The following is a 16,690-nucleotide window of genomic DNA, read 5'->3' on the forward strand; positions in this document are numbered from 1 at the left end:
TGCACACCGCTTCGCTGGAAGCACAGGAGGAACGACCATGCCAGCGCACAAGATTTTCACGACGCCGTTTGCCAAGGTGTACCCGATGTATGTCCAGAAAGCGGAGCGCAAAAACCGCACAAAGGAAGAAGTCGACCAGGTTATCCGCTGGTTGACGGGCTATGACGAAGCCGGGCTGCGCCGGCAGATCAAACAGGAAAACGATTTCGAGACCTTCTTTGCCCAGGCCCCGCGCATGCACCCGAATGTTTCGCTGATCAAGGGCGTCGTCTGCGGCATCCGCGTGGAAGAGGTCGAAGACCCGCTGATGCAGAAAATCCGCTGGCTGGACAAGCTGGTGGACGAGCTGGCCAAAGGGAAGGCGATGGAGAAAATCCTGCGGCAATAAGGCGGCGCGCTTTCAATCCGTTCGCCTTGAGGTATCGAAGGGCTTCGACAAGTTCAGCCCGAACGGTGTAACCAGGCTCAGCCTGAACGGCGTGATGTCCTGGGTTATGAAAACATCAAAAGGGTATGGACCCTAGGCCTTGCCCCACACCAGCAGCAAATTGTTCGCCGGCATCGCATGCCGCGCCAGCAGCCGCAGGCCGGCACGCCCGGCTTCCTGCGCCACATCTTCCCTGCGCCTGATGCCCCATGACGGGTCTTGCGCGCGCAGGCTCTGGTTGAAGCTGAGGTTGCCTTCCGACGTGGGCACGCCATCTTCCAGATAAGGCCCATACGTCACCAGCACGCCGTCCGGCGCCAGGTACCGTGCAGCGCCCTGCATCAGCGCGGCGCAGGTCGCCCAGGGGGAGATGTGCAACATGTTGGCGCAATAAATCAAATCGAAGCGCGCATCGCCCGGCAGCCATTCCGGCGCCATCACGTCCAGCACCAGGGCAGGGCGCACATTGGGCAAACCCTGCTCAGCCACCCAGGCGGCAATCGATCCCAGTGAGGCCTGCATCGCATCGGTCGGCTGCCATGTCCACTGCGGCAGGCCCGCCGCAAACCAGGCCACGTGCTGGCCCGTGCCGGAGGCGATCTCCAGCGCCTTGCCCTGTTCAGGCAAGACCTGAAGCAGGACCTCCAGGATGGCTTGTTTGTTGCGGTCCGCGGCGGGGCTGAAGTGGGGGCTCAAGTTGGGTGCTGGCATGGCGGTGATTAGACCGCACACATGCCCGGTTCAGCCGAAACAGCCGCTTTCCCGCATGTCCCCCAGCAGCCGCAGGCGCACTCGAATCGCTACGCCGATCTGGTGGCGGCGAGATGTTCGCCTGACCGGGTCTTCACGCACCGGCGTTCAGCGCCGCCGGATTGGGCCCGGCAGGCGCCTTCGGTGCGCCGGCCCGTATCCGCCGCGCGCCGGTTTGCCCGGCCGCCGGTTGGGTGGCGGCCGCTGTGCCCAGCGCGGGTTGCCAGTTGTGCGGCACGATCAACACATCGCTGCGCGTGTCATCGCCGGCCGGGAAGCTCAGGATCCGGGCTGAGACGCTCTCGAACATCAGGTCTGAGAAGGCAGAGGCGGGGTGCTTGCCCACGACGATCAAATCCGAGCCGCTGCGTTGTTGTTGCACCAGTGCCTGCAGCGACGGGTCTCCGCGCCCGATGGCCGGCTGCACGCGGTTGCGCCTCGTGTCGCAGGAATCGGTGAGCCGCACCATGCGGTCCTGTGCGTGGCGCAGGCACTGCGCGCGGTAGACCTTGATGTCGCGGTCCGGGACTTCGGCCTGCCGCAACTTGCGTTCGTTGATCGTGTCGATCGCGTGGAAGATCTCAACCGGTGCTGTCTTGCTGATGGCGCAGCCAAGGTCTACCAAAGACGGGGAGGCTGGTGAGAAATCGACCGCGACCAGCAGCTTGCGGTAGGGGTGCTCGGCGCGGCGGCGCGCCAGCAGAACCGGCCGCTGGGCGCTGCGCAGCAGTTCATCGACCGGCTGGCCCAGGAAGAATGTCCGCAGGCTGCGCACCCGCGTGGCGCCCCACACCACCAGGTCGGCGGCGCCGACCTCGGGCAGGAGTTCTCTGGCGGTGTGTGCAAGGCGGCCCGCTGCGCGGACCTTGATGCCGTGCACCTGCGAAAGCTGCAATGCGTGCTGGCCGAGCCGGTTGGCCGCGTCAGCCGGTGGCGCTTCTCCGGGGTAGCCCAGCCAAGCCAGTGTGAGCACGGCGCCGTGCTCGGCACTTAGCAGCGCCGCCCGGTCCAGCGCATGGGTTCCCTGGTTCGAGAAATCGGTGACGGCAAGAATGAAACGAGGGGACATGGGAACTCCTTTCTTTTTCAGAAATGGCGGATGGGTTAACGGGTGTAGTCGCCCGTGGCTTCGGGCTGGTACTGGATGGCCAGGATCTGCGCGGCGCAGCCCTCGCCGTGCGGCGTGAGCCACCTGGCGACGTCACCGGCCCTCAACCCCAGCAGGCTGCTGCCCACGGGCGACAGCACGGAGATGAGGCCGGCGGCGGGCTCGGCATCGCCCGGGTAGCAGAGGGTGAGAACCTGGCGGTGACGCGTGTGCACATCCATGACTTCCACACGGGAATTCATCGTGACCAGATCGCCGGGCGCGGCGCGGGAGCTCGTCACCTCCGCGCTTTCCAGCCAATCGACCAGGCCGGCCGGGTGGCCGGGGCGCTGCTGGTTCAGCAGCTTGCTGAGACGGGCGTAATCAATATCGGTAAGCGTGCGCTCACCGTGAACCACTGTATGCATGGCTGCACTCCATCGATGCGAACGCTGGTTGTGAAGGGCGTTCGCGGACGCGCGGGGCGGGTGCCCGGCGGTAGATGGTTGCGCTGAAAAAGGAGGGAGCGGACCGCCGGGCTTAGGAAAGTGCTGGCGTCAACTGGCGACGCAGGGAGCAGATGATGAGGCGGGTCATGTGTGGATTTTAGGCCGCAGGCAATAGCCTCATACTTCCTGCCAGATTGAAACTGACCAGGCGCCGGCGTCGGATGGTTGACCCCAGGCCTTATTCCTCTGAATCCCCTGAAGCCCTTCTCAAGCAAAGTAGCCGCTGTCCCGTATGTCCGCCAGCAGTTCCATCTCTCTCGGTTGCCAGCCCAATGCACTGCGCGTAATCGCGCTCGAGGTCGGGTTGTCAATCGCCACAAAGCGCGCAAGCCAGTCGAAGTGGGCGGGCGCTTCGCCGGCCGCGATGCCGCGCACCGGCAGGCCCAGCCGCGCGCCTATGGCTTCGGCAATCGCGCGAAACGGCAGTCCCTCTTCGGCCACCGCATGCAGGCGCGCGCCGGGCAGGGCGCTCTCCAGCGCCAGGCGAAAGAGCCTTGCCGCGTCCAGCCGGTGCACCGCCGGCCAGCGGTTGGCGCCTTCGCCGATAAAGGCAGACACACCTTTGGCCCGCGCAATGCGCGCCAGCATTGGCACAAAACCGTAGTCGCCCGCGCCGTGCACCGAGGGGGGCAGCCGCACCACGCTGGCGCGCACACCGCGGCCGGCCGCGGCCAGCACCATGGCCTCCGCTTTTGCGCGCGGGTTGGGCGAGGCTTCCGGCACCGGCGTGTCTTCGGTCGCCGTGCGGGCGCCCGCCAGCAGCACGGTGACGGATGTCGCCACCAATGGTTTGCCCGTGCCTTCCAGCGCGCCCAGCATGGCCGTGACGGCCTGCCGGTCCGTCTCGGCGGCAGCGGCGTGTGCCGAAAAGTCATGGATGAACGCGGTGTGGATCACACCGTCGCAGGCCCCGGCGGCGGCGGCCAGGCCGGCGGTGTCCGCCAGTTCACCGCGATGGGCCTGCGCACCCAGCCCCGCCAGCGCCTCGGCCGCCGCATCGCTGCGCGCCAGGCCCAGCACCTCGTGGCCCGCGGAAAGCAACTCCCGCACAATGGCCGAGCCGATGAAGCCTGTGGCCCCGGTCAAGAAAACACGCATACTGAACTCCTGAAAAAATCAATGAGCCCGCATCTTGCGCCGCCACCCCGATTCGCAAAAGCCGTGAGCGTATACAGGTATGAGCACTAACACCCTGAACAACCCCATCGCACAAGCTGCACAAGCAGCGCAGGCCGCACCCCTCACGCTGGGCGGCTTCCTGCGCGACCGCCGCGCGCGCCTGCCGCCCGCGCCGGGCGCCGACGGGCGCCGCCGGACACCCGGCCTGCGGCGCGAAGAAGTGGCCACGCGCGCCCATGTGAGCGTCACCTGGTACACCTGGCTCGAACAAGGCCGCGGCGGCCCGCCGTCCGACGAGGTGCTGGAGCGGCTGGCCGGCGCGCTGGCGCTGGACGGCGCCGACCGCGAGTACATGTTTTTACTGGCCCGGCAGCGGCCGCCGCCGCTCAGGGGCGCCACATCATCAGCCGCCGTCACGCCCGCCCTGCAGCGTGTGCTGGACGGCCTGACGGCCAGCCCCGCCATCGTCAAGACCCAATGCTGGGACATCGTGGCCTGGAATGCCGCCGCAGCGGCGGTGCTCAGCGACTACGCCGCGCAGCCGCCCGGCGCGCGCAACCTGCTCAGGCGCCTGTTCACCGACCCGGCCATGCGCAGCCTGCCCGACTGGGAGGCCAATGCGCGCTTTGCCCTTGCCGCCTTTCGCGTCGATGCGGCGCGCGCCGGCGACAGCCCGGAAGCGGCCGCGCTGGCCGAAGAACTGCAGGCCGCCAGCAAGGACTTTCGCCGGCTCTGGGCCGACAACGAAACCAGCAGCCACTACGGGGGCGTCAAACAAATCGAGCGCCCCCTGGCCGGCGCCATCACGCTCGAATACCAGTCCTTCCCCGTCGACAGCGCGGCCGGGCTCAGCATGATTGTGTTCACGCCGGTGACGCCGGCGGATGTGGAGGCCGTGGCCTTGCTGATGGCCAACAAGGCCGGGCCCTTGAAAAAAAACGGGAAGCGCTGAAAGCCTTAGCCGGCTTCCACCCGCTCTTCAATTTCACGCCAGCTGCCCTGCGCCAGGCCGTCCAGCGCATAAGGGCCGATCGCCGCGCGAATCAGCCGCAAGGTCGGGTGGCCCACGGCCGCCGTCATGCGCCGCACCTGGCGGTTGCGGCCCTCGCGTATGCCCAGTGATATCCAGAAGGTCGGGATGGCCTTGCGCACCCGCACCGGCGGCTCACGCTCCCACAGGCCGGGCGGCGCGTCCATGCGCTCGGCGATGGCGGGCCGCGTGGGGCCGTCGTTGAGCTGCACACCGCCGCGCAGCGCGGCCATCGCCGCCTCGCCAGGCTCGCCCTCCACCTGCACCCAGTAAGTCTTGAGCATCTTGAAGCGCGGGTCGCTGATGCGCGCCTGTAATTGCCCGTCGCTGGTCAGCAGTAACAGGCCCTCACTGTCGGCATCCAGCCGCCCGGCCACATAGACACCGGGCAGGGCTATGAAGTCCTTGAGCCCGCGCCAGCGGCCTTCGGCCGTGAACTGGCTCAACACGCCATAAGGCTTGTTGAAGCAGATCAGCCGGGGCGTTGCCCCCATGGCGCACAAAGTGGAGTTGGTGGTGGGCATGAAGCTGGTGATCGTAATGGAGTCTGGCGTGCATCAACGCAACGCAGCTTGCCCCGCGCAAGATGCGCAGCACGCGTGCCGCCTGGAGGGAGAAGCTGGGAATTCTAGTGGCAGGCCCAGCGGGCCCGCACCGCGCACGGCAGCAATGGCCTTCGCGGCCCTGGTGCGGTGCCACTGCTATAGCATCGCCGCATGAGTACCCAATACGAAAGCATCCGGCCCGCCACGGTTTACCCTGAGGCGTTCCGCGTGGCCGCACCCGAACAACCCATTGGCCTGCAGGTGTGGCCGCGTCAACCCGGCGTCTTCATTCGTCACGCCGCGGCGCCGGCGGGTGCAGAAAGTGAAGGCCTGGGCGACAACCCCACCGAAGAAGCCGGCGAAGCCGGCAAACCGCCCCATGAGCTGGTCACGGGCCAGTTCGGCCTGGTGCCGCGCTGGGTCAAGTCCGCGTCAGACGCCAGGCTGCGTTCAACCAAGCTGGTCAACGCGCCATCCGAAAGCGTCACCACGTCCACCAACTTCCGCCAGGCCTGGCTAGCCGGCCAGCGCTGCATCGTGCCAGTGATGGCATTCATCGAAGAAGACTGGCGCAGTGGCAAGGCCGTGCCCACGCGCATTGCGCGGGTCGATGGCAAGCCGATGGGTATTGCGGGTTTGTGGGAGCGCTGGACAGGCGCAGACGGTGAAGTCATCACCAGCTTTTGCCTGCTCACACTCAACGCCAACACCCACGCCCTGATCAGCCGATACCAGCAACCTGGCAATGAGAAGCGCATGCCCGCGATCTTGAACGAGGGGGGCTTTGACGCCTGGCTAGGCGCAAGGCCGGAGAAAGCGCGCGAGTTCGTGCGGGCCTATCCGGCCAACTGGTTGTTGGCCAACCCGGTTCAGAAGGGCGGCAGGGGCCGGGAGTGGTAAGCGCAGGCCTCAGGCTGCAGCGGCTTCTTCAGCCCGGGCTTTTTGCTGCGCCCGCATGATCTGGTGGCGCTGCCAGTAGCTGCCCAGCACCGCCTTGAAGTGCGCCTCCTGCTTGCCCAGGCCCTTGAGCTTGACCGTGCTGGTGCGCGCTCCCAGCATGCCCTTGTCGAAATGGGTGATGGTCAGGGTGTTGCCGAAACTGCTGTTGTTGAAAGTCATGCCCTTCACCGCGTCCCATGAGGTCAGCTCGCCGCCATCCGCCGTGGCGTGCACGCCTTCGTAGCTGATGTCGATGCGCTTGTCTTTGCCCAGGTCAAACGACACCGGCGGAAAGTAGCGCAGCACAATCTCGCGCTCTTCATCGTTGGCCGGCTCATAGCGGTAGGCCAGGCTTTGCTCATGCGCGGCCGCGAAGCGTTGCTCGTACTCGCTCCACAGGCGTTGCTCGATGGCACCGGCCGTGGCGATCTCGTCGGCCCAGGTGGACGACGGCACGGTGGTGACGATGGCGCCGTAGCTGCTCTCTTGCAGGTGGTGGCCCACGTTGCGCATGCGCTCCAGCAGGGGCGGGTGCGTGTCGTAGGGGTGGGGCACGGCGGCCGTCTTCATGGCCGTCACAAACTCGCCCGAGCTGGCATAGGGATGCAGGCCGTCAGCCACAAAACCCGCAATGCCCAGGGCGCCGCTGTGCTGGTGCTCCTGCTCGAACAGCTTGCGTTCCACCGTGTTGCGGTAGCTGGAATAGGCCGAGATCTTGATCAGCGACTGCACGATGGACTGCGGCGCCGTGAGCTTGGCGGCCACGCGGTCCGCGGTGTATTCGCGCTCACGGCTGTCGCGCGCCAGCGCGAACTCAAACACCATGCGGTACAGGCGCAGCAGGTAGTGCGCCACGATGGTCAGCCCGCCGCTGCGCATCTGCCAGGTGTAGAGGTCGAACTGGTTGAGCTTGGGGCCCAGCGCGGCGCTGCTGCGCGTGTCGCCGCCGCCCAGGTGGGCCAGCTCATGCGCCAGCACGGCGTCCGCCTCGGCGGTGTCCAGCACGCGCAGCAGCGGAATGCTCACAAACAGCGTGCGGCCCGTCAGCGCCTGTCCGGCGACGGAGCAGGGCGCCTCGGTCACAAAGAAGTTGGTGTCGATGCCGGCAATGATCTGGTCCGGCGGCGCCGTGTCGACGCGGGCGGCCAGCTGGCGAATGCGGTCCCACAGGCGGGGCGCATCGGCTTGGCTCAGCAGCTCGCCTTCAATGGCATAACCCGAAGGCAGCTTCTTGAACAGGGTGTAGATCGCATAGAAGACCGCCAGGGCCGCCATAATGCCGGCCAGGCCCACCAGCTTGATGTAATAGTTGTGCCAGAAGTAGGCCGTGAGCCAGAACGAGAGGAACACCAGCATGGCGCTTTGCAGCGTGACCTCCACCGCGCTGGAAACCGTCATCAGCCGCCAGCCCGCCACAAAGCTGGCATAACGCAGGCCGCGGTTGGCAAACGCCAACGCCCCCAGCACGCCTGCTGCCGCCAGCAGCGCCGCGCCCAGGATCAATGTCCAGAAAGCGGCACGATCGGCCCAGTGGAACCACCAATGCATGGAATAAGGGCTGCACACCTTGTCGTGGAAGACCCGGTCTTCGGGGGAAGTCGCGCCGCACGCCATCGAGAGCTTGTGCGTGTCGTAAAACGCGATTTCCTCGGCCTTTTGCGCCGGTGTCAGCTCCCGCGCGGCGTTGATGCGTTCATCGACGCGCTGGATGAAATCGCGGTCCTCCGTCTGCAGCACATAGTGCGTGAAAACCAGCGTGGCCGCCGGAATGAGAAAGAGCGACGCCAGGGTCAGCAGAAAGACCCGCCAGAGGTCGGCGTGGATCGTGCGTGCAGAGGCCATGTGAAAGGTCCTGTGGATTGAATCGATCCATGATAGCGGCGCTTTGTGGCCGTGCATTGAGCTAAGCCCCAGTAGGTCTTGAGCGTCTTGCAGCGCGGGTCGCTGATCAGCAACAGGCCTTCACTGTCGGCATCCAGCCGCCCCGCCACATAGACGCCGGGCAGGTCAATGAAACCCTTGGTACCGCGCCATAGGCCTTCGGGCGTGAACTGGCTCGGCACGCCGTAGGGCTTGTTGAGGCAGATGAGGCGAGGTGTTGCTGCGCTGGAGTTCGGGCTTGGCATGGGGTGATCAGATCGCACGCTCGCCCGGCAGCCACCTGGGCGCCATGACGTCGAGCACCAAGGCGGGGCGCACATTCAGTAATCCCTGCTCAGCTACCCAGGCGGCAATCGAGGACAGCGCGCCCGGTCTGCAATCCGTGGGTTGCCATTCCCATTGCGGCAGGCCCGCGGCAAACCAGGCGACGTGCAGGCCTTTGCCTGAGGCGATTTCGAGTGCGCTGCCTTGTTGCTTGGGTAATACCTTCAGCAGGACATAGAGGATGGGCTGCTTGTTGCGGTCTGCTGCGGGGCTGAAGTTGGGGTTTTCATGGGGCGAGACATGACGCAAGCGGCTGCGGCCGAGACGAATAGTCATCAGGCGAGTTCCATCGCATTGGTTGTCCTGTTGTCGAAGCAGCTAGAAAATTGCGTTCTTTTTCTTCGGTTTATTGGCACAAGCGTTAGCTAGTACTTCGGGAGCGCTTGTCGCGTACGGGGCGATGAATCCGCTTCTTGTCGGGAGTTGCGGTTCGCCCCTTGGTCTCATGTGATTTCTTCTTCTCTACTATCGCGTCCTTCCTCACGGTTGTCTTTTTTCGCGTTGTCGTTTTAGTAACGCCAGGCTCCTTTTTGCCTGTTCTTGCTACGGGTTGATGCTTGCCTTGGGCTTTCTTTGCCGCTGGTTTTGGTGATGTAGTGCCAGCTTCGCTGTCGCGCACTTCAGATGTCACCGTTTCGCTAAAGGAATAGCCAAAAACGTCTTTATAGGCTTTTAAGAATTCCTCTGACTTTCTGAAATGCCAAAACAACGGCCAATTTCTATACCCGCCATCGGTCACAAACTCTCCCTCTTTTCCTATTTTTCTCATGAGCGCTGCTGCTTCAGCGTAATTGTCGCGAAGCACCGCTTGAGCTAGGCTGAAATCTCGAACAGTTCCAGACCAATCCTCTCCGTCTAACGTACTTATTGCTTCTGCTCCTCGATTCAGACGTTTAAGTGCGATAGCTTTGTTTACTATTCGCATTCGCCGCATCACCCCAGACGTTGGCTTTACGAAGGGTTGAGAAAGTCCAAAGTTGGAAAACCTTAGAGCGGTAGCGAAGTCTTCAAGCCTTAGTCTGTTGTAGATAAGCTCGTTTAGATGCCGATCTGCGATGTCTGGGTCACGAGGAAATATTTTTCGCCAGAGCGTGTATCCAAGCATGACCCCAGTACGTTCCACGGCTTTGTGAGCGGCAAAAAAATATGTTGGATCAAGCGGTAGTAGCGTTCCTTTGGGTGGAATGTCTTTTTCCAAATTGCCATTTGCAAGACAAACCTGTCGATACTGATCACTTGTCACTCCTCCTGCGTGAGTGAAGAGATTTCTTCGTTGACTAGCTTCAACAAAGCTTGGCCATTCGTCGAACTTGGTTAGTTGAAGGTCGTAATCTTTCTCAAGTTGCTGGAACTGTTTTGGATAACTTTCTCTTCGCAGAGATTCGATATCCTTTTCAAGCAGGTCGTCACGAAGTTCATCAATAGTCGCTAGCCCCTTAAGCTCCCCAATAGTTACCTCGCGCTTTAAGTGATAGAACCGAGTTTCATCTAAGTGCGCGACGCCGCGGATGAACTCTCCCACAAAATTATCGAACTCGCAGAAAAGTCCTATAAACAGACCCGCCACAATCGTAGATGGCATTTTGGAGTTTGCAATCAAATCGATATTGCGGTCGTTGTCGAGCATTGCAGCCGTAGCTTCAGCCTGCTTAGTTCCGGACGAGGAGGTTATTTGCTCTAGTAGATTTTTCTGCTGGCGCGCAATTTTCCGGAGGAGACGCAGTTGAGCCGTCTGAGCGTTAGGAACCGCAATTGAGCATGCCCAGGCGATGTCCATTGACCGAGATACAAACGTTTCTATTGCCTTGCCTAATGGGTGCGCATCTGGTTGCTCAAGAACAATTCTTGGAATGGAAACTTTGACTTCACGTATGGGAGACGTGCCATTGCTGTTGCTATTCTTCTGAATCGAACTCATTGCGCACCCTTGTTATTGAAAAACGGGACATGGCTCTAGCTTGCACGAAAAGGTTTTCTCACTATGACTTGATCGGAATCAGCTTTACTGGTTTACGACACGTCATGTATGTAGTGCTGAGGAGCCCGTCTCCATTGCTGGCAATCACACGCTGATTTAAGAGTGTCAGCCTAGCCTGTCCTTGCACGGCTGCACCTATGGTTACCCCTTAAGCCCCTTACCCGCCCGCCTCACCATCTCCTCAGTCCCACATCTTTCGCGCACCACCCGGCCACAATGCGTAATGGAAGCCTGCCTTCCAGTATTTGATGCATTCAGCGGAACTGGCCGTGGCGGCCCAGACGGTGTTGGCGGCGGTTGCGCATTGGGCCTGTGTGGCCTTGACGCCGCGCATGACGGTCGATTCTGAAAAATCACCGGCGTCGCTGAATTCGGCGCGGCCGAACCGGGCGTGGCCGGCGGCCGGTGCGAACAGGGCTGACGCCAAGCCCCACGTCACCAGAACCTTGTTAAAACCCTTGGGGCTAAAGAACTGATGCATGTGTGAGGTTTGTGCGCTTTTATTTGCTGAACGAGTCTTTCATCCCCGTCACCCGATTGAACACGACTTTGCCGTCCTTGTGGTCAACAATGTCTGTGACAAAGTACCCATGCCGCTCAAACTGGAAGCGCGTGCCGGCGGGCACCTTTGCCAGTGAGGGCTCGACATAGGCCGTCACGGTCTTGAGGCTGTTGGGGTTCAGCTCATCGAGGAAGTCCTTGTCGCCGGTGCCGGGGTGTTCGGCGGTGAACAGGCGGTCGTAGAGGCGCACTTCAGCTTCGACCGCATCGTTGACGCCTACCCAGGTGATGACGCCCTTGACCTTGATGTTGTCCGAGCCGGGGGTGCCGCTCTTGGTGTCGGGGATCAGGGTGGCGTGCACTTCCGTCACTTTGCCGTCTGCGTCTTTGACAGCGCCTGTGCATTCAATGACGTGGCCGTATTTGAGGCGGACCTTGCTGCCGGCTATCGCCTGTTTGCTGGCGTTGACGTGCGGCGGGAAGAGGCGGAAGAAACCTTTGGGTGGGGTTTCTTCGTAGTCGGTGCGTTCGATCCAGACTTCCTTGCCGATCTTGAAGTGGCGTTTGCCCATTTCTTCGTGGTGCGGGTGCACGGGGGCGCTGCAATCGTCGAGCTTGCCGACAGCAGCTTGACTGCTGTCCTCCGGTTTTCCCATCACTTCCTCCCAGTTGGTGAGCACGAGCTTGACGGGGTCCAGCACCGCCATGGCGCGCGGGGCGATGGGGTCCAGGGTGTCGCGCAGCGCGCCTTCGAGGGTGCTGTAGTCGATCCAGCTGTCGCTTTTGGTGACGCCTATGCGTTCGGCGAACAGTTGCAGGGCCTCGGGCGTGTAGCCGCGGCGGCGCAGGCCGACGATGGTGGGCATGCGGGGGTCGTCCCAGCCGCTGACGCGCTTTTCATTGACGAGCTGGGCGAGCTTGCGTTTGCTGGTGAGCACGTAGCTCAGGTTCAGGCGGGCGAACTCGTACTGGCGCGGGTGGGGCGTGGCGATGAGTTTGCCTTCCGCGAGGCGGTCCAGCAGCCAGTCGTAGAAGGGGCGCTGGTCTTCAAACTCCAGGGTGCAGATGCTGTGGGTGATCTGCTCGAGCGCGTCCTCGACCGGGTGGGCGAAGGTGTACATGGGGTAGATGCACCATTTGTCGCCGGTGTTGTGGTGGTGGGCGCGGCGTATGCGGTAGATGGCCGGGTCGCGCATGTTGATGTTGGGCGAGGCCATGTCGATTTTGGCGCGCAGCACGGCGGCGCCGTCGGCCAGTTGGCCGTCGCGCATTTCGCGAAAGCGCGCCAGGTTCTCTGCCGGTGTGCGGCCGCGGAAGGGGCTGTCGGTGCCGGGCTTGCCGAAGTCGCCGCGGTTCAGGCGCATTTCTTCGGCGCTTTGTTCGTCGACGTAGGCGTTGCCGCTTTCAACCAGGTATTCGGCGGCGCGGTACATGAAGTCGAAGTAGTCGCTGGCCTGGTAGGGCTTGTCGTCGCCCTTGCCATTGCCAATCTGTGCCCAGTCGTAACCCAGCCATTTGACGGCGTCGATGATGCTGTCGACGTATTCGGTGTCTTCTTTTTCGGGGTTGGTGTCGTCAAAGCGCAGGTGGCAGACGCCGCCGTAGTCGCGCGCCAGGCCGAAATTCAGGCAGATGCTTTTGGCGTGGCCCACATGTAAATAGCCGTTCGGTTCGGGCGGAAAGCGCAGGCGCACCCTGGCGGGGTCGGGCTGGCCGGCCGCGTGGTGGGCGGCGTCCCCGGGGCTGCCGCCCCAGCGGCGCTCGGCGTAAGTGCCCTCGGCCAGGTCTTTTTCAATGATCTGGCGCAGGAAGTTGCTGGGCTTGTGGATTTCTTTGTCGGCGGGCGTGGAGGCGGGGGATGGGGCAGCTTTGGGGGAGGCGGGAGAGGTCATTGACCGATTTTAGGGCTTACCCGAAGCACTTACGTTTGGCTACGCTCTTCACGGGGCATACGGTACGCGGTTACCAGAGTGCTGCGTTTAATCAACACATGGGCATTTCGCGCCCTTCACTCCCAAGGAGAAATCTTATGAAGACAGCCATCAAAGCAAACCGCTCCCTCGCACTGGCAGGCGCCGCCGCCACGCTGGCCGTGGCCGCCATGGGCTTTGCGGGCGCCGCCCAGGCCCGCGACAACGTGTCGTTTTCCGTGGGCATAGGCGTTCCGGGCGTGGCGGTGGGCGTGACGAATGCCTACCCCGTGTACCAGCAGCCTGTGTACCAGCAACCTGTCTATGTGCAACCCGCGCCCGTGTATTACCAGCCTGCGCCGGTGTACTACCCGCGCCCTGTGTATGTGAGGCCAGCGCCCGTGTATTACGCGCCGCGTCCTGTGTACTACGCCCCGCCTCGCCATGGCCACAGGCCGCACGGTCACTATGTGCAGGCGCCGCGCCCCGGCAACGGTTATGGCCCCGGCTACCGCGCAGCGCCGGTGTACTACCAGCGCTAAGCCAACCGGCCCAGCCAGCAAAAAGCCCGCTTCATGCGGGCTTTTTTGATGGCGCAAGCTATTGATGTTTGGGTAACTTCAGTCCATACACCGTTCGGGCTGAGCTTGTCGAAGCCCTTCGACAAGCTCAGGGCGAACGGTAGTGAGGATTGGTCATGTATTACTGGGGAGCGGCGCCCCAGAAGACGTATTCGGCCTCATAGGGCACGGAGACGCGCATGCCCAGGGTGGAGGCGGTGCAGGGCGGGTTGGCGACCACGCCGCCCACGGTGCGGCGGGCCTGGATGTAGCGGACGTTGGCGAGGGCGCCCGGTGTGTCGGAGGGGCCGACCATGGCGCGCAGCAGGGGCAGGTTTTGCGGGGCGTCGGTTGCTTCGACCAGTTCCTGGGCGCTGACGCGGGAGCCGTCGCTGTGCACCCAGCGCGCGCGGGCGCCGGGGAAGTAGGTGAGGGGGTTGCCGGCGCCGTCTGTGAGCCGTATGCCGGGGGACAGCAGTAGCCAGGCGTATTCATAAGGCGCGCGTTTGACGGCCTGGCATTCATAAAGCAGGTCGCCCCGGCCTTGCGCTTCGAGCAGCGGCGTGTAGCCCGCGGGCACATGCAGGGAGCCAGGCAGGGTTTGCTGGGCCTGGTGGGCTTGCTGGAGGCTGGGCTGGCGCAGGCCGCAGGCGCTGAGCGCGGCCACGGCGCCGGCCAGCAGCACGGCGTTTCGCAGCAGGGCTGAACGGGAAGGGCGAAAGGCGTTGGCTTGTGGGGTGTTCACGGCGGCTTTCAAAGGATGGAAGGCAAGGGGCAATTGCCCAGTACAACAGCGCCGTGGGGGCCGGCCTGTAGGCGGCCGGAGGGACAGGATGCGGGGAAATACCGGTAACGCGGCTGGCACAGCTTAAGCGCAACGCGTAAAGCCAAGAGAAAAGCCCGCGGAACGAGTCCCGCGGGCTTTGGTTCCATGGCTGCTCCGGCAACCATGGAGAGACGCGCTTAAGAGCCTGTTCAATGTCTAAACGGGGCCGCGCAAGCCCCTTCTCGGGATGGGATGCTAGGCGCGGTGCGCCGCCCATAGCACCGCTATGGGTTAGCGCCGCAACGCCGCAGACCGCCCGAGAAGGGGCTTGCCCTCCGGGTTGGGGTGAAATCGGGCGATTGAGCCGCCCAAGCCCTTGCATGGGCATTAGCCCATGCGGCGTTCCTGGTCGGCCCACTCATCCCGATTGCACCCCAACGCGGCCCCGTTTAGGCATTGAACAGGCTCTAGGGGCGCGCCGGATCGGCTGCCTTAAGCAGCTTTCCAGAAAATGTAATCAGCCTGGTAAGAGGTGGTCAGCTTGTCGCCGAGGTCGGCCTGGGTGCAGGCCTTGCTCAGGTCCTGGCCGCCCTTGGTCTTGATGCGCTGGATGTAGGTGACGTTTTGCAGCACGCCGGGCGTAGCACCCGATGCGCCGGTGGAGAGTTGCTGCGGCAGGTTGGTGGCACCCACACGCGGGGCCAGGGCGACCTGGGTGCCGACTACGCTGGAGCCGTCGATGTGCGTCCAGGTGGCGGGTGGGCCGGAATAGCGCGCAACCGTCTTGCCGGTGCGGTCCAGCAGTTCGGCTTCGGGGCGCACCAGCACCCAGCCTATGGTGCCGGCGGTGGTGGCATTCGCCTTGCACTCGTAGTGCAGCAGGCCGCTGGCGGTGGTTTCAAGCGCGACAACGTTGCCGGGCGGCACGGTGATGGTGGCGTCGAGCTGGTCCTGGGTGTATTCCTTGGGCAGCGGGGCGACGCCCGAGCAGGCGACCATCAGGGTGGCGGTGCCGGTGACCATGGCGATGGTGACCGCCGCGCTCTTGGTATAGGCCCACAGGGTGTTGTGCGTGCTTTTCATGATTGGGTTTCCTCGGTGGCTTGTTGGTGTCGTTGTTTGTCGCTAACCAGTAAACCCCGGGTGGTGTGGAACTGCTGTAGGACGCCGCGCAGGCTTGCTGCCAGTGCTTCTCTATGCGCGGCCTCGGATCAACCGCCGCTGGCCCCCACCCCTGCCCTCCCCCAGCGGGGGAGGGAGCAAAAGCGGTTCGAAGATGAGCGCCGGATGTACGCCTTCCCCCGCTGGGGGAAGTTTGGGATGGGGGCCTGCGGCCTTAAAACAACTCGCTGGGGCCAGACGCAAAAAAGCCCACAGGCCGCCTTGCGGCAGCCTGTGGGCCTGAAAGCCAGCCCGCCTGACCGGGACTGGCCGCTCACCCTTAAGAGAAAACGAAGCGTGGCTTACATCGCCTTGTAGAAGATGTAGTCGGCCTGGTATTGCACGACCTGTTTGGCGCCCGCATTGCCGGCGGCGCAGGCCATGGCGGGGGCGACGCCGCCCCGGGTGTCCACGCGCTGGATGTAGCTGACGCCGCTCATGGCGCCGCTGCCCATGGCCGGGTTGGCCTTGACGAGCTGGGACGGGATGTTGCCTGTGCCGTTGGGTGCGACGGCGATTTGCGTGGCGGTCAGTTTGGAGCCGTCCATGCTTTCCCAGGTGGCGGGCGGGCCGTAGTACTTGCCGACCTGTTTGCCGGCGCGGTCGTTCAGTTTGGCGTCGGGGCCGACGAAGACCCACTCAAACTGGCCGGCCATGTCTTTCTTGGGGCTGCACTGGTAGGTGATCTCGCCCACGCCCACGGTTTCCATGGCGACCTTGTTGCCGGCGGGCACCTGGACGGCGGCGGGCAGGCTGGCCTGCGAGTACATGGGTTTCATGGGCGACATGCTGCCGCAGGCGGCGAGCAGGGAGACGGCGAGCAGGGAAGCGGAAATTGTGAAGGGACGCAGCATCATTTTTGAACTCCTCGAAGGTTGTGGACCGGCCCAGGCGGGCCGGCGTTGGTGAGACGACCGGCCTTTGTTGTGAGCGGTATGGCGGCGCGTCCTGATGGGGATACGCGGCGGAATTGAGGATGGATTCAAAAAAAGCGGCGTCATGGCCAGGGATATTCATCAGCGGGGGCCGAGGGTCCGGCTTTGCCGGCCCCAGGCGCCGCCCCCTCGAGGGGGAATTTTTTTTGAATCCACTCCCGTTTCCGCCGCGTATCTCCATCAGGACGCGCCGCCATACCGCTCACAACAAAGGCCGGTCGTCTCACCAACGCCGGCCCGCCTGGGCCGGTCCACAACCTTCGAGGAG

At 63.5% G+C, this 16,690-nt stretch carries 18 protein-coding genes; 4 read left to right on the forward strand and 14 right to left on the reverse strand.

Annotated features, from left to right (window positions below):
• The first annotated feature begins 37 nt into the window (after window positions 1–37).
• Window positions 38–388: a DUF2200 domain-containing protein gene (locus ACLV8F_RS19160; RefSeq protein WP_411885792.1), complete on the forward strand. Its 351-nt coding sequence runs from the start codon at window positions 38–40 to the stop codon at window positions 386–388.
• 132 nt (window positions 389–520) lie between these two features.
• Here the strand turns inward: ACLV8F_RS19160 and ACLV8F_RS19165 are convergent, their stop codons facing one another.
• The 4 genes from ACLV8F_RS19165 to ACLV8F_RS19180 form a co-directional block, all read right to left on the reverse strand.
• Complete coding sequence (locus tag ACLV8F_RS19165) at window positions 521–1,138, reverse strand: DUF938 domain-containing protein (RefSeq protein ID WP_411885793.1); 618 nt, start codon at window positions 1,136–1,138, stop codon at window positions 521–523.
• Window positions 1,139–1,271: 133 nt separating this feature from the next.
• The gene (locus ACLV8F_RS19170; protein ID WP_411885794.1) at window positions 1,272–2,246 is read right to left on the reverse strand and encodes a universal stress protein; all 975 of its coding nucleotides are present in this window, start codon (window positions 2,244–2,246) and stop codon (window positions 1,272–1,274) included.
• A gap of 35 nt (window positions 2,247–2,281) precedes the next feature.
• Window positions 2,282–2,692 (reverse strand): GreA/GreB family elongation factor, encoded by a 411-nt coding sequence (locus ACLV8F_RS19175; RefSeq protein ID WP_411885795.1) that lies wholly within the window; start codon window positions 2,690–2,692, stop codon window positions 2,282–2,284.
• A gap of 288 nt (window positions 2,693–2,980) precedes the next feature.
• Window positions 2,981–3,871 carry an SDR family oxidoreductase gene (locus ACLV8F_RS19180; RefSeq protein ID WP_411885796.1) on the reverse strand — a complete coding sequence of 297 codons (891 nt, stop codon included), beginning with the start codon at window positions 3,869–3,871 and terminating at the stop codon, window positions 2,981–2,983.
• A 79-nt stretch (window positions 3,872–3,950) separates the two neighbouring features.
• On the opposite strand from ACLV8F_RS19180, the gene ACLV8F_RS19185 reads away from it, so the two are divergent.
• Window positions 3,951–4,844, forward strand: coding sequence for a helix-turn-helix transcriptional regulator (locus tag ACLV8F_RS19185; protein ID WP_411885797.1), 894 nt, complete (start codon window positions 3,951–3,953; stop codon window positions 4,842–4,844).
• 5 nt (window positions 4,845–4,849) lie between these two features.
• Here ACLV8F_RS19185 and ACLV8F_RS19190 read toward each other — a convergent pair whose 3' ends face one another.
• Entirely contained in the window at window positions 4,850–5,446 is a 597-nt protein-coding gene (locus ACLV8F_RS19190) for a pseudouridine synthase (RefSeq protein ID WP_411885798.1), read from the reverse strand.
• A gap of 192 nt (window positions 5,447–5,638) precedes the next feature.
• Here ACLV8F_RS19190 and ACLV8F_RS19195 point away from each other — a divergent pair, with 192 nt between their 5' ends.
• Window positions 5,639–6,367: an SOS response-associated peptidase gene (locus ACLV8F_RS19195; protein ID WP_411885799.1), complete on the forward strand. Its 729-nt coding sequence runs from the start codon at window positions 5,639–5,641 to the stop codon at window positions 6,365–6,367.
• Between the two features lie 9 nt (window positions 6,368–6,376).
• Here ACLV8F_RS19195 and ACLV8F_RS19200 read toward each other — a convergent pair whose 3' ends face one another.
• The 6 genes from ACLV8F_RS19200 to ACLV8F_RS19225 all read right to left on the reverse strand — a co-directional run bounded on the left by ACLV8F_RS19200 (window position 6,377) and on the right by ACLV8F_RS19225 (window position 12,982).
• Window positions 6,377–8,248 carry a M48 family metalloprotease gene (locus ACLV8F_RS19200; RefSeq protein WP_411885800.1) on the reverse strand — a complete coding sequence of 624 codons (1,872 nt, stop codon included), beginning with the start codon at window positions 8,246–8,248 and terminating at the stop codon, window positions 6,377–6,379.
• Window positions 8,197–8,532, reverse strand: coding sequence for a hypothetical protein (locus ACLV8F_RS19205; RefSeq protein ID WP_411885801.1), 336 nt, complete (start codon window positions 8,530–8,532; stop codon window positions 8,197–8,199). Before ACLV8F_RS19205 ends, ACLV8F_RS19200 begins: the two co-directional genes overlap by 52 nt.
• A 7-nt stretch (window positions 8,533–8,539) precedes the next feature.
• Window positions 8,540–8,887: a DUF938 domain-containing protein gene (locus tag ACLV8F_RS19210; protein ID WP_411885802.1), complete on the reverse strand. Its 348-nt coding sequence runs from the start codon at window positions 8,885–8,887 to the stop codon at window positions 8,540–8,542.
• An 85-nt stretch (window positions 8,888–8,972) separates the two neighbouring features.
• A complete protein-coding gene (locus tag ACLV8F_RS19215) occupies window positions 8,973–10,529 on the reverse strand; it encodes a hypothetical protein (RefSeq protein WP_411885803.1) in 1,557 nt (518 codons plus the stop codon).
• Window positions 10,530–10,770: 241 nt separating this feature from the next.
• Entirely contained in the window at window positions 10,771–11,070 is a 300-nt protein-coding gene (locus tag ACLV8F_RS19220) for a hypothetical protein (RefSeq protein WP_411885804.1), read from the reverse strand.
• A 19-nt stretch (window positions 11,071–11,089) separates the two neighbouring features.
• Entirely contained in the window at window positions 11,090–12,982 is a 1,893-nt protein-coding gene (locus ACLV8F_RS19225) for a glutamine--tRNA ligase/YqeY domain fusion protein (protein ID WP_411885805.1), read from the reverse strand.
• Window positions 12,983–13,119: 137 nt separating this feature from the next.
• Between ACLV8F_RS19225 and ACLV8F_RS19230 the strand changes: the two genes are divergently transcribed.
• Window positions 13,120–13,542 carry a hypothetical protein gene (locus tag ACLV8F_RS19230; protein WP_411885806.1) on the forward strand — a complete coding sequence of 141 codons (423 nt, stop codon included), beginning with the start codon at window positions 13,120–13,122 and terminating at the stop codon, window positions 13,540–13,542.
• A 160-nt stretch (window positions 13,543–13,702) separates the two neighbouring features.
• On the opposite strand, the gene ACLV8F_RS19235 is transcribed toward ACLV8F_RS19230, so the two are convergent.
• The 3 genes from ACLV8F_RS19235 to ACLV8F_RS19245 all read right to left on the reverse strand — a co-directional run bounded on the left by ACLV8F_RS19235 (window position 13,703) and on the right by ACLV8F_RS19245 (window position 16,341).
• On the reverse strand, window positions 13,703–14,305 hold the full coding sequence (locus tag ACLV8F_RS19235) for a DUF3455 domain-containing protein (protein ID WP_411885807.1): 603 nt from the start codon (window positions 14,303–14,305) through the stop codon (window positions 13,703–13,705).
• Between the two features lie 513 nt (window positions 14,306–14,818).
• Window positions 14,819–15,409 carry a DUF3455 domain-containing protein gene (locus ACLV8F_RS19240; RefSeq protein ID WP_411885808.1) on the reverse strand — a complete coding sequence of 197 codons (591 nt, stop codon included), beginning with the start codon at window positions 15,407–15,409 and terminating at the stop codon, window positions 14,819–14,821.
• A gap of 380 nt (window positions 15,410–15,789) precedes the next feature.
• Window positions 15,790–16,341, reverse strand: a complete 552-nt coding sequence (locus ACLV8F_RS19245; protein WP_411885810.1) for a DUF3455 domain-containing protein — start codon at window positions 16,339–16,341, stop codon at window positions 15,790–15,792.
• Window positions 16,342–16,690 lie beyond the last annotated feature (349 nt).

This window comes from Polaromonas sp. YR568 (assembly GCF_943369675.1).
In the GTDB taxonomy this organism is placed as follows: domain Bacteria; phylum Pseudomonadota; class Gammaproteobacteria; order Burkholderiales; family Burkholderiaceae_C; genus Polaromonas.

Coding starts and splice junctions, on each gene's coding strand:
- ACLV8F_RS19190 (WP_411885798.1), bottom strand. CDS start 5,446: ATGCCCACCACCAACTCCACTTTGTGCGCCATGGGGGCAACGCCCCGG.
- ACLV8F_RS19225 (WP_411885805.1), bottom strand. CDS start 12,982: ATGACCTCTCCCGCCTCCCCCAAAGCTGCCCCATCCCCCGCCTCCACG.
- ACLV8F_RS19220 (WP_411885804.1), bottom strand. CDS start 11,070: ATGCATCAGTTCTTTAGCCCCAAGGGTTTTAACAAGGTTCTGGTGACG.
- ACLV8F_RS19230 (WP_411885806.1), top strand. CDS start 13,120: ATGAAGACAGCCATCAAAGCAAACCGCTCCCTCGCACTGGCAGGCGCC.
- ACLV8F_RS19185 (WP_411885797.1), top strand. CDS start 3,951: ATGAGCACTAACACCCTGAACAACCCCATCGCACAAGCTGCACAAGCA.
- ACLV8F_RS19170 (WP_411885794.1), bottom strand. CDS start 2,246: ATGTCCCCTCGTTTCATTCTTGCCGTCACCGATTTCTCGAACCAGGGA.
- ACLV8F_RS19215 (WP_411885803.1), bottom strand. CDS start 10,529: ATGAGTTCGATTCAGAAGAATAGCAACAGCAATGGCACGTCTCCCATA.
- ACLV8F_RS19160 (WP_411885792.1), top strand. CDS start 38: ATGCCAGCGCACAAGATTTTCACGACGCCGTTTGCCAAGGTGTACCCG.
- ACLV8F_RS19195 (WP_411885799.1), top strand. CDS start 5,639: ATGAGTACCCAATACGAAAGCATCCGGCCCGCCACGGTTTACCCTGAG.
- ACLV8F_RS19175 (WP_411885795.1), bottom strand. CDS start 2,692: ATGCATACAGTGGTTCACGGTGAGCGCACGCTTACCGATATTGATTAC.
- ACLV8F_RS19200 (WP_411885800.1), bottom strand. CDS start 8,248: ATGGCCTCTGCACGCACGATCCACGCCGACCTCTGGCGGGTCTTTCTG.
- ACLV8F_RS19180 (WP_411885796.1), bottom strand. CDS start 3,871: ATGCGTGTTTTCTTGACCGGGGCCACAGGCTTCATCGGCTCGGCCATT.
- ACLV8F_RS19205 (WP_411885801.1), bottom strand. CDS start 8,532: ATGCCAAGCCCGAACTCCAGCGCAGCAACACCTCGCCTCATCTGCCTC.
- ACLV8F_RS19165 (WP_411885793.1), bottom strand. CDS start 1,138: ATGCCAGCACCCAACTTGAGCCCCCACTTCAGCCCCGCCGCGGACCGC.
- ACLV8F_RS19210 (WP_411885802.1), bottom strand. CDS start 8,887: ATGACTATTCGTCTCGGCCGCAGCCGCTTGCGTCATGTCTCGCCCCAT.
- ACLV8F_RS19240 (WP_411885808.1), bottom strand. CDS start 15,409: ATGAAAAGCACGCACAACACCCTGTGGGCCTATACCAAGAGCGCGGCG.
- ACLV8F_RS19245 (WP_411885810.1), bottom strand. CDS start 16,341: ATGCTGCGTCCCTTCACAATTTCCGCTTCCCTGCTCGCCGTCTCCCTG.